Origin of the sequence: Chryseobacterium vaccae (assembly GCF_009602705.1) — a bacterium.
Lineage (GTDB): Bacteria > Bacteroidota > Bacteroidia > Flavobacteriales > Weeksellaceae > Chryseobacterium > Chryseobacterium vaccae.
Genome location: NZ_VSWH01000001.1, coordinates 4,910,743 through 4,922,076 on the forward strand (window position 1 = coordinate 4,910,743; position 11,334 = coordinate 4,922,076).

The window sequence follows — 11,334 nt, forward strand, 5'->3', positions numbered from 1 at the left end:
TATAAGATATTAGGTGATAAGTTGTTAAAAAAAGCAAACGAAATCCACTTAAATGTGATATAGTTCAAATATTTTGCTAAATTTGGACAAACAAGAATAAAATGTTAGGCTATAGATTAAAAAAATACTTTTTATTTTCGGTATTGCTATTCATATCTGCCGGTGCTTTTGGACAAAATTTACGTAAAAATCCTGCAAAAAAGCAACTTTCAGCAGAAAGTAAGAAAGCAGGCGCATTTATAGATGTAAATGTACCTACTTATGCTCCTTCAGGGTATACCATAGAGGATCTTGTAAAGAAAGTACTGATTGCAGGAGGTTCGCAGTGCGCTGTGCCGAATGTAACCAATGTAACGGTTTCCCCTAATCAGCTGCCCACAGATGCAGACAGAGCATGGGGATATTTTCACAAAGGAACGACCAATTTTCCTTTTACGGATGGTCTTGTTCTCGTTGCCGGAAAAGCAAGAAAAGCAGGGAACGGTCCTGAATCCGGTGTGTTATCGGATGAAGTTGCAGGAGGGGGATTGAATGATCCGGACCTTGTAGCTGCTGTTAATCCTCCTGTTGATCTTAAAGATGTGGTAACGGTAGAATTTGATTTCGTCCCCAACAGCACTCAGGTAAAATTTAATTATCTTTTTGCTTCAGAAGAATATACAAGCGGATATCCTTGTGGGGATTTTGCAGACAGCTTTGCGCTTCTTCTTAAAAAAGCAGGAGATCCTACGTATACCAACCTTGCCATTCTTCCCAACGGAGGGGGGCCTGTAAGTGTAACCAATATCGTTCCGGAAGGAGTTGGATGTGATGATGAAACAAAGAACGAAGAATATTTCGCAGGCTTGAATAACCCTTCAATAGAAACCAACTTTATTGGAAGAACCATTTCTCTTAAGGCGACTGCTACCGTTATTCCGGGGCAGACGTATCACTTTAAACTGGTTTTGGCCGATGCGTCAGATCAAAGATATGATTCCGCTGTATTTATTCAGGGTGGCTCTTTTGATATCGGGATGACCATTGTTGACGAAAACGGAAATCCGCTTGGAGAAACAATCAACATGTGTGATAATACTCCACGGACTCTAAAAGCACAGGTGGTAGCAGCTCCGGGAACAACTTATAGATGGTATAAGGATGGAGATTTCATTCCTTATGCAACCAATCCTACCTATGTAGCAACTTCACCCGGAACTTACGAAGTCAGAACCTATGTAGGGACTACAGAATGCCAGAAAGCAAGTATTATCATTGTTGGCGGAACTTCCCCTCTCGTACAGAGTGCTACCATGAAACTTTGTGCGACTCCTACTGCGAGTACTTTTAATCTGGAAGATGCCAAACCTCTGATCAGTACTACGGCTGGAGCTACATACCGTTTTTATGCCAGCCAGACCGATGCAGCAGCTCAGAATAACAATTATATTACCAATCTTACAAACTATAACGGAACCGATAATCAGGTGATCTATGTTGTGGTGAAAAATGGAGGATTCTGCAGTAAAACGGCTACCCTTACTTTAAGACGGGAAGAAACACCGGTAGTTCAGCTTGATGCTCCAAAAGTAAAAATATGTGCCGGAGAAACTTTAGTTCTTACTGCTTCCGGAGGAGTGACTTACCAATGGGATGATACCTCGTCAAAAGTAGGTGTAAGAACAGTAAGCCCAACACAAACCACTACGTATACAGTGTATGCAATTGGTGCTCAGGGTTGTAAATCATTGCAGCCTGCCAGAATAACCATTGAAGTAGTTCCGGCTATTGTTTCCACCTTAAAAGGCGGTCATATTTGCGTAGGTGATATGATTCTTCTTGATGCAGGTGCCGGTCCCGGATATACCTATGAGTGGAATACAGGAGAAACCACACGGGCAATTACGGTAGGGACGCCTGGAGAATATACGGTAAAGATCAGCAATGGTGTATGTTCTAAAGAATTTAAAGCCCAGGTAATTCGTGCAGTAGTGCCGCAGATTATCAAAGTAGATTATAACGACAGCGGAACGATGGTTCTTACCGCGAGCAATCCAAGTAATGGAACATTAGAGTATTCAGTAGACAATGGCTTTACATGGCAGTCTTCCAATGTCTTTACCAATGTTCCTAAAAACAAAGTAATTACCATCCGTGTTAAGGTGAAAAATACAAGCTGTGAAGGATATTTAGAGTACTTTACATTTGTCATGAAGAATGTAATCACACCTAACGGAGATAAAGTGAACGATATCATAGACTTCAGCGGAGTGAGTGATTATAAAGACTTCAAAGGATTTGTTTTTGACCGCTACGGAAGAGAAGTGTTTAAAGCAGAGAAAATAAGAACCTACTGGGATGGTTATTTCCAGGGGAAACGTCTTCCTACCGCTTCTTACTGGTATCAGGTGACCTTTGAGGATCCTGCAAGCAAGCAGCTAACCGTGAAAACAGGCTGGATCCTGCTTAAGAATATCGAGTAATAACATGTTTTATATATACAGAAGCTGGCTAATATGCCAGCTTTTTTTATGGATTTCAAAATAAAGGAAGTTTTTATTGTAAAATAAATAAAAATGTATTAATGATAATGTAAGTTGTATTCGATGAAGTTTAAATTAAAAAAAATAGTATTTTTGTTTAAAATAATATAAAATGTTAAATAGGAGAAGCAGAAATTTATTTTTGGCATTATTTTTTGCATTAATAGGAAGCTTTGTCTTTTCTCAGACCAGAAAAGGAGTGGGCGTTGCCAACCGGCCTTCTGCAGCGTCCAAGAAAGCAGGAGCTTTTATTGATGTAAATACGCCCAATTATCCTGAGTCCAGCTTTGGTATTGCACAGCTGGTAAAAGATGTATTGATATCCGGCGGAGCCTGTTCAACTTCTAACGTAAGCAACGTTAATGTTTCTCCGAATTTATCTGCAACCAATGCTAACCGCAGCTGGGGATATTTTAATAAAGCAACTACCAATTTTCCTTTTGCAAAAGGGATTATTCTTTCTACAGGATTTGCAGCAAGGGCTGGTAATGACTTTCAGCTTACGCTGGAAGATCAGCTATCTACAATGGGGGATGCGGATCTGGCAGCAGCTTTAAATGTTCCGAACAATGCTCTGAAAGATGCTACTTATATAGAATTCGATTTTGTACCCACTACTACAGAGGTAAAGTTCAGATATTTATTTGCTTCTGCCGAGTATCAGGGGAATTTTCCATGTCAGATTACCGATGGTTTTGCTTTATTGCTGAAAAAGGCAGGTGATCCTACCTATACCAATCTCGCTGTACTTCCCAATAATGCGGGGGCTGTGAGTGTTACCAATATTGTTCCTGCTGATTTTTACTGCGGACCTAAAAATGCAGCTTATTTCGGAGGATTGAATACTGCTCAGATTGAAACCAATTTTAAAGGACGTACCGTTCCTTTAACGGCTACGGCAACTGTAATACCAGGGCAAAGCTATCATTTCAAAATGGTTCTGGCAGATTATACGGATTACCGGTATGATTCTGCTGTTTTTCTGGAAGCTGGATCATTTGATATTGGGGTGAGCATTTTAGACCCTACAGGAGTTCAGCTTCCTGCTTCGGTTAATATGTGTGATAATGCTCCTCAGACTTTCACAGCTTCTGTGCAGGCACCTAATGTAACCTATCAGTGGTATCTGGGCAATGATCCGATTCCCGGAGCAACCAATCCCAGCTATACCGCTACACAACCCGGAGTATATAGTGTAAAAGTATATGTTCAGGGGAATACCTGTCCGGGAACTGCAACGATAACCGTTGTAGGCGGAACTTCTCCTACAGTGCAGAATGCTACGCTAACAGCCTGTTATGGACCGGGGAATGTCACATTTAATCTGCCTTCAGCGCAACCTTCTATCAGTGGAACTCCGGGTGCAACCTTTTCCTATTATGTAAACCAGGCTGATGCGGTTGCCGGAAATGCCAGCACAATTCCAAGTCCGGCTACGTACTCCAGCGCAGGAGGACAAACGGTATACGTCCGGGTAATGAATGGTTTTTGCTCAAAAATAGCAGAATTACAACTGGTAAAAGCTCCGCAGATGACAGCTTCGGCAGCTCCTCCGGCAGTATTAACCTGTACGAACTCGCAAACTACTTTGAACGCTTCTGCTTCTGTTTATCCTGCAGGATCTACATTCAACTGGACTACAACAGGAGGAAATATAGTTTCAGGACAAAATACATTAACTCCGGTGGTGAATGCGCCGGGAACCTATACTTTAACGATTTCAAATACTTACCAGCCTGGAAATCTGACCTGTACGGCAGTTACCAATGTAACGGTAACAGGGGACAGTGCTCCTCCGGTTACAGGTCTTACAGCCAGTAAAATACAAATCTGTAACGGAGATTCTGTTATCTTAACAGCATCCGGTGGAGTTACTTATAATTGGACTGGGCTTTCGGGAACAGGAAATACGCAAACCGTATCCCCTACAGCAACAACCACTTATACCGTTGCCGCAGTAGGCGCAAACGGATGTGTTTCCCAGAATCCTGCGACAATTACGATTGAAGTTTCAAACCCTATTACTGTACAGAATGCTGTGCTGCATAAGTGTTATGCACCGGGACTTACTTATGATCTTACAACAGCACAGAGTCAGATCACTACAGTTGGAGGAGTTACTTTTACCTATTATGTGCTTCAGGCTGATGCGCTTGCTGAAAATAACAATACCATCCCGAATCCTACAAACTATGCACCTCCAGGTAATCAGACGATATATGTTCTTGTAAAAAATGGGGGATGTCATTATGTAGTTTCCCTGCAATTATTAAGAACCGCTGAAACAACTCTTACTATACAACCCCCGCAAACCGTTACCTGTACAACTCCTCAGGTTACTTTAAATGCATCTGCTTCAGTAGTTCCTACAGGTTCTACTATCGCCTGGACAGCAGCGGGAGGAGGGATTATTGTATCCGGAGCCAATACACTTACACCGGTAGTAAGTACAGGAGGTACTTATACACTTACAGTGACTAATGTATCTCAGCCAGGAAATCTGAGCTGTACCTATACTGCCACTGTTACCGTAACACAAGATACAACCCGTCCGACAGCTGCATTGGTGTCATCACAACCAAGAATCTGTTTAGGCGAGTCTGTAACACTGACCGCTTCAGGCGGAGCAACTTATAACTGGGGGAACGGTCTTACCGGGAATGGAAGTACTCAGGTAGTTTCTCCTACAATGACTACTGTATATACGGTACACGCTGTGGGTGCCAACGGATGTATTTCTGCTACCCCTGCCACAGTAACGGTTGTAGTAGGACCTCCTATTGCAGGCATTGCAGCTTCTAGATCAAAAATTTGCGTTGGTGAATCTGTAACCCTTACCGCGACTGGAGGTTTTACCTATGAATGGGATGGCCTTCCGGGTAATGGAAATACTCAGATTGTTACGCCTACCGTTACAACAACCTATTCTGTTTACGCATTGGGAGGAAACGGATGTCGTTCAACACAGCCTGCTACAGTGAAAATTGAGGTAGTTCCTGCTATTGTTTCTACCTTGGCGGATGTTTCAGTCTGTGCGGGAGATACCGGAACATTAGATGCGGGAGCCGGACCAAGTTATACTTATCTGTGGAGTACAGGAGCGACTACCCAAACCATATCTACCAATGTTCCGGGGACATACAGTGTTACCATAAGTAATGGAGTATGTTCTAAAACATTCTCTGCCCAATTACTGAACCCGGATCTTCCACAGTTTACCAATGTTATTTATGAAAACCATGTGCTTACCCTTGTTTCAAGCAACCCAACAGGAGGTGCTCTGGAATATTCTATAGATGGAGGAATAACCTGGCATACATCCAATATATTTACCAATATTCTGGATAATACGAATTACCGCCTGATGGTAAGGGTAAAAGGAGCAAAATGCGGTTCTACACTGGAATTCTTTACATTTGTTATCAATAATGCTATTACTCCGAATATGGACGGTATCAATGATACGATAGATTTCACGGGAGTAAGCGGTTATAATAATTTTGCAGCTTCAATTTTTGACAGATATGGAGCAGAAGTGTTCAAGGCGAAAAAAGGAGATGCAATATGGACAGGTTCTCTGAAGGGAATTAATCTGCCTACAGGAACATATTGGTATAAGCTACAATGGGAACATCCGGCGAGTAAGAAGCTAGAGCAGCGCTCAGGTTGGATATTACTGAAAAACAGAAATTAATAAAATAATAAAACATAAATTATTCACAGAAATCTTTCAATAATGAAAGATTTTTGTGTTTTTTGTGAAGGAGCATTGTATATTTCTGTGATTGAAAAATAATGAATCGACGATATAGAGAAATCTCTTTCTACAAATAAATTAATGGAAATATACATTTTTAAAATGATTGAGAAAGATTTAAAATGCTCTCTCACAATCAAGTGAAAACAAGTTTTTGATATTTTTTTTGTTCTAATTCGTATAAATACCAACATTTTCATCCATTTGGTGCTGATTTATAAAGGTTATTGCTAATTTCTTGTTAAATGCTTTTGCTTTGTTATTTTGTACTTTTTATGTAAAAAAATTAAATATGTATATGACATGTTTAAAAAAAAATTAAATTTGTTGAAACAAAAGTATTATGAGAAGAATTCTATCTGTTATTTATTTATTCCTTTTAGTCGTCCCGGTTTTTTTATTTTCACAAACTCCACAGCCCCGAAAGCTTGTAAAGAAACAGGCGACTGAACAATCCCGAAGAGCAGGGAACTTTATTGATGTGAACGCAGCTGGCTACAACGAAAGTAATTATTCCATCACACAATTGGTAAAAGATGTTTTGATATCTTCCGGAACCAATACCTGTGTGACACCTACTGTAAATAATGTCAAAATAACCCCTAACCATGCTGTTACCAATAATAACAGATCCTGGGGATACTTCCATAAAGGAACTACGAATTTCCCTTTTAAAGATGGTATTGTACTTTCTACAGGATTTGCCAGAGAAGCCGGAAATAATTTTGTAGATGGACTTAATGCGAATAACGGTGGGGGAACAGATTCTGATCTTGCTCAGGCTATCGGCGCTACAGGAACACTTGCTGATGCAGTTCTTCTGGAATTTGACTTTGTACCTACGACTTCCCAGATTAAATTTAATTATATCCTTGCCTCTGAAGAGTACTACAGCTCATATCCCTGCAATTATGCGGATGCTTTTGCGATATTACTGAGACCTACATCAGGAGGACCTTACCAGAATATGGCGGTACTTCCCGCTGGTGCCGGTCCGGTGAGTGTTACTAATATACGTCCTGCAATAACAGGATTTGGAGGCTGTCCAGCCCTTAACGAACAATATTTTGCAGGCTATAATACCACCAATATTGAAACCAATTTTAACGGGAGAACTGTTCCGCTTACGGCTACAGCTACTGTAACTCCTGGTCAGGAATATCATTTTAAAATGGTTATTGCAGACTATACTCCTTACGCTTCTCCCGATCACGTTTATGACTCTGCTGTATTTCTGGAAGGAGGGTCTTTCAATATCGGGGTAGAACTTTTAGACCCGAGTGGAGCTACACTTCCTTCAGATATCAACGTTTGTGACAATGTACCGCAGGTAATTACTGCTTCTGTAAGCGATCCTAACCTGTTATATCAATGGTTCTTCAACGGAGATCCTATTCCTGGTGCTACCAGTAATACTATTACAGCAATACAGCCAGGTAGTTATACTATCGAAGTAAGTGTACCTGGTAACCCTTGTCCGGGAAAAGCTACCATAGAAATTCACGGAGGAACTACACCTCTTGCACAGGATGCTACATTGCTTCTTTGTGCAACTCCGGATATAACCACTTTTGATTTAACCAATGCTATGTCCTCAATAAGTCCTACACCTGGAGCGGTATTCAGGTTTTATGTAGATCAGGCTGATGCCATAGCTAAGAATGATAACTATATCCAGAATGTGCTGAATTATAATGGTACGGACGGACAAATTTTATACACAGTAGTATCAAATGGTGGCTTCTGCAGCAAAATGATAGAGTTGAAGCTGCTAAAAGAAACAACGCCTACAGCAGGAGTAAAATCTTCCAGGATTAAAATCTGTCCGGGAGAAACAGTAACTCTGACAGCAGAAGGAGGAGCGTCTTACCAATGGACCAATTTCTTGGGAACAGGGAATATACAGACTGCCACGCTTTATCAGACTACTACATTCACAGTATATGCTCTTGGACCTAAAGGCTGCCGTTCATTAAATCCTGCGACCATTACAGTAGAAGTTACACCGGAACTTACTTCCCCTCTGAAAGATGTGGAAATGTGTTTAGGTGACCGTGTTATACTGGATGCAGGTGCTGGTCCTAATTATAAATATTTATGGAATACCGGAGCTACTACCCAGACTATCCTTGCCAGCGATTGGGGTGTTTATACGGTAGAGGTAGATAACGGATTCTGTAAAAAGACCTTTACGGCTAAAGTAGGAGGAGCTGCAGTTCCTTTTGTAACTGCTGCTAACTATGAAAGCGCTAAGAAAACCCTGACTGTTATTGCCGAAAATCCGATGATGAATAATATGCCAAGCAGCCTGGAATATTCTATTGATAACGGAATTTCATGGCAGGATTCTAATGTATTCACCAACCTGTTGGATAATACCAATTATACCATCATGGTAAGAAGAGTGGGGACACATTGTGTGGGCACATTTGAATTCTTTACCCTTCAGATCACGAATATCATCACGCCAAATGATGACGGAATCAATGATGTGCTTGACCTGAAATCTCTGGGTGACTTCAAGAACTTTACAGGATCAATCTTCGACAGATACGGTGTAGAAATGTTCCGTTTCTCTAAAGAACTGCCTGTATGGAACGGAACAGTAGGAGGGAAGAGACTTCCGACTGCAACGTACTGGTATAAATTCAATTTTGAATATCCTAAGTCTAAAGTTCAGATGAACTGGTCTGGATGGATCATGCTGAAAAATAGAGAATAATATACGATAGTCTATCATTAAAAAAGCCTTTCAGATTAATTTGAAAGGCTTTTTTGTTTATTTAACTTCAGTTCGGGATAAGAATTTTTGATTTATAGAGCTTGGAAGCTGGGAGAGGTTATAAAGGTTATCAATAATAGACTTCCCTCTTTTTTTAGCTGATTTGATTTTACAGAGGCTTTCAGTATTTATAACTAAAAGTGACTTCCAGCCTCCTTCTTCCATCTTCCAACCTTTTATATTTAAACTCCTTAACCCGAATTCCGGTTATTTATTTTCTTTCCAGAGATTGGCAAAGCTTATGAAGTCGAGAATACTAAGCTCTTCCGCTCTTTTGTCTAAAAACTCATGGGTTTTTAAAGCTTCCGGAATTTCCAGAACCTTCAGAGAATTTGAAAGTTTCTTTCTCCTTTGATTAAATCCGGCTTTTACAATCTTTTTAAAGAGTATTTCATTTCCGGCCAGGCCTTCTTTTGGGTTTCTTGTCAGTCTGATCACTCCCGATTTAACTTTCGGAGGCGGATTGAAGACATTTTCATGTACCGTAAAAAGATAGGATACATCATAATAAGCCTGTATCAGAACGGAAAGAATTCCATAGTCTTTGGTTCTGGGAACCGCTGCTGTTCTTTCGGCAACTTCTTTTTGAAACATTCCTACCATTTCAGGAATCAGTTCATAATGATCTACGATCTGGAATAATATCTGTGAAGAAATATTATAGGGGAAATTACCGATGATGGCAATCTGCTCACCGTTCACGAATTGGAAATCCTGTTTCAGGAAATCTCCCACAAACGTATTTTCTGTAATCTTTGAATAATTGTTTTTCAGGTATTCAATAGATTCGGTATCAATTTCTGCCAGGTAGACGTTCTGGTCTTTTTCAAGAAGATATTTGGTGAGGACGCCCATTCCGGGGCCAACTTCCATCACATTATTATAGTTCTCAAAACTAAGACCTTCCACGATTTTTCTTGCGATATTTTCATCTGTCAGAAAGTGCTGGCCCAGATGTTTTTTTGCTTTTACACTCAAAGTTTTTTATGATTTTATTAACAATGATTTTCTTTATTTCGTCCCAAATTTCGGAAGTTTTTTTCTATTTTAGCCAAAAATTTTAATATTAATGGCTAAATCTGTAGAAGAGTTTAATAAGAAAAGGCTTCGGTCCAGCAATATTACAGTAGTGATAAGTATTGCCCTAGTGTTATTTTTACTGGGTTTAATGGGACTTATTCTGATCAATGCGCAAAAGTATTCAGACTATCTTAAAGAACAACTTGTTGTAAACGCATATTTCGATGAAAACTATGATGTAAAAGATTCAGCTAAAATATTAAAACAGGAAAGCGATGCGGTTCAACAGATCCAGAAGCTGGAATCGGTGAAGCGTACAACCTATATTTCTAAAAAAATGGCTTCAGCAGAAGCTAAGAAGAGTTTAGGAGTAAACAGTGAGGCTCTTTTTGAAGACGATATTTTTCCTGCATCTGTAGAGATTGCTTTGAAACCGGAGTACACAGATTCAACTAAAATTGGAAAAGTGCTTACAGAAATTAAATCGGTGCCGGGGATTGTAGATGTGAAAAATGATTCCGATTCACAGAAGATTTATGACAAACTGAATCAAATCCTTAAATGGATTCTGGCATTCTGTATTTTATTCCTAGTTCTTGCGATTGTATTGATCAATAACTCAATCAGGCTAAAAGTATTTTCAAAAAGGTTTATTATTAAAACCATGCAGCTGGTAGGAGCGAAGCGAAGATTTATCCTTATTCCTTTTATCAAAGAAGCGCTTATTCTTGGAGTTTTAGGTGCCTTACTTGGATTACTGGCATTATTCGGACTTTGGTATTATTTTACAACCACTATAAAAACACCTTTCGTTCAGGACACTAATCAGTATATATGGCTGGTGGTACTGGTATTTGGAGTAGGTATTTTCATCAGTGTATTAAGTACAATCATTGCAACATGGAGATTCTTACGATCTAATGTTGACGATTTATATTATTCTTAACATGAGTAAAAAAACAAATAAATTTTCCGCTTCAGCTTTTGGCAAGGAAACTGAAGTTCCACAGGAAAACGCTTTTTATTTTGGCCAGCAGAACTTCAAGTGGATGCTGATAGGACTTGCATTTATCGTTGTAGGATTCCTTCTGATGATGGGACCGGATGCCAACACAGTGGATGGCAAGTTTGATCCTAATTCATGGAATGACGGCATTTTCTCTATCCGCAGAATCAGAATTGCACCTTTATTTGTTGTAATTGGTTTTGCAATTGAAGTCTATGCGATTTTAAAAAGAAAGTAATTAATCAAT

6 protein-coding genes are annotated in these 11,334 nt (G+C 39.8%); 5 read left to right on the forward strand and 1 reads right to left on the reverse strand.

What is annotated here, in order from left to right; all coding sequences use genetic code 11:
• The first annotated feature begins 101 nt into the window (after positions 1-101).
• From FW768_RS22510 to FW768_RS22520, 3 genes are all read left to right on the forward strand, one after another.
• Positions 102-2,462, forward strand: coding sequence for a choice-of-anchor L domain-containing protein (locus FW768_RS22510; RefSeq protein WP_153399435.1), 2,361 nt, complete (start codon positions 102-104; stop codon positions 2,460-2,462).
• A gap of 172 nt (positions 2,463-2,634) precedes the next feature.
• Entirely contained in the window at positions 2,635-6,216 is a 3,582-nt protein-coding gene (locus tag FW768_RS22515; protein ID WP_153399437.1) for a choice-of-anchor L domain-containing protein, read from the forward strand.
• Positions 6,217-6,622: 406 nt separating this feature from the next.
• Positions 6,623-9,001 carry a choice-of-anchor L domain-containing protein gene (locus tag FW768_RS22520; protein ID WP_153399438.1) on the forward strand — a complete coding sequence of 793 codons (2,379 nt, stop codon included), beginning with the start codon at positions 6,623-6,625 and terminating at the stop codon, positions 8,999-9,001.
• A gap of 267 nt (positions 9,002-9,268) precedes the next feature.
• On the opposite strand, the gene rsmA is transcribed toward FW768_RS22520, so the two are convergent.
• The gene (rsmA, locus tag FW768_RS22525) at positions 9,269-10,039 is read right to left on the reverse strand and encodes a 16S rRNA (adenine(1518)-N(6)/adenine(1519)-N(6))-dimethyltransferase RsmA (protein WP_153399440.1); all 771 of its coding nucleotides are present in this window, start codon (positions 10,037-10,039) and stop codon (positions 9,269-9,271) included.
• A gap of 91 nt (positions 10,040-10,130) precedes the next feature.
• On the opposite strand from rsmA, the gene FW768_RS22530 reads away from it, so the two are divergent.
• Positions 10,131-11,027 carry a cell division protein FtsX gene (locus FW768_RS22530; protein ID WP_153399441.1) on the forward strand — a complete coding sequence of 299 codons (897 nt, stop codon included), beginning with the start codon at positions 10,131-10,133 and terminating at the stop codon, positions 11,025-11,027.
• A 1-nt stretch (position 11,028) separates the two neighbouring features.
• A complete protein-coding gene (locus FW768_RS22535; protein ID WP_153399443.1) occupies positions 11,029-11,325 on the forward strand; it encodes a DUF3098 domain-containing protein in 297 nt (98 codons plus the stop codon).
• Positions 11,326-11,334 lie beyond the last annotated feature (9 nt).